This window comes from Cellulomonas hominis (assembly GCF_005239125.1).
GTDB classification, from domain to species: Bacteria; Actinomycetota; Actinomycetes; order Actinomycetales; family Cellulomonadaceae; genus Cellulomonas; species Cellulomonas hominis_A.
Genome location: NZ_SZYE01000391.1, coordinates 1 through 583, shown reverse-complemented (window position 1 = coordinate 583; position 583 = coordinate 1). Strand labels below are relative to the sequence as shown.

Annotated in this window: 1 pseudogene; it reads left to right on the top strand. The window is 82.5% G+C overall.

Annotated elements, in window-relative coordinates:
- Window positions 1-583, top strand: a pseudogene (locus tag FA014_RS20475) (GTP-binding protein HSR1); the annotation flags it as partial.

Below are 583 nucleotides of genomic sequence, written 5' to 3'. Positions count from 1 at the left end.
CCTCGCGACCGGCGTCGTGCCCGGGCGCCGCCGGGGCCGTGCCGGGGCTCTCGACCCGGCCGAACCCGGGGCCGTCGAGCGGACCTCGCTGCCGCCCGCCGGGCCCGCCGCGCGTGCTGCCGCGTCCTCCGCCGTGCGCCGGTACGTGGACGGCGCCACCACGGACGCCCCGGACGCCTGGGCGCTCGCCGTGCGGGACGCCGTCGGGGCGGCCGACTTGGCCGACGACCTGGACCGTGCCGTCGGCGGGACCGCGCTGCTGCCGGACCGCCCGGGGGTGTGGGTGCGGGTCGCCGGAGTGCTGCAGTGGCTGCTGCTCGCGGCGGCCGTGGCGGGCGCGCTGTGGCTCGGGGCGCTCGCCGGGATGGCGTACCTGCAGCTGCCGGTGCCGCGCACGCCGGAGTGGGGACCGTTCCCGGTGCCGACCGCGCTGCTCGCCGGTGGCCTGCTGGCGGGGGCCCTGCTGGCGCTGCTCGCGTCGGTGCTGGCGCGGGTCCTCGCACGGGGCCGGGCGCGGGCGGCGCGGGCGCGGCTGCTCGCGGCGGTGACCCGGGTGGCGCGGGAGCGGGTCGCCGACCCGGCG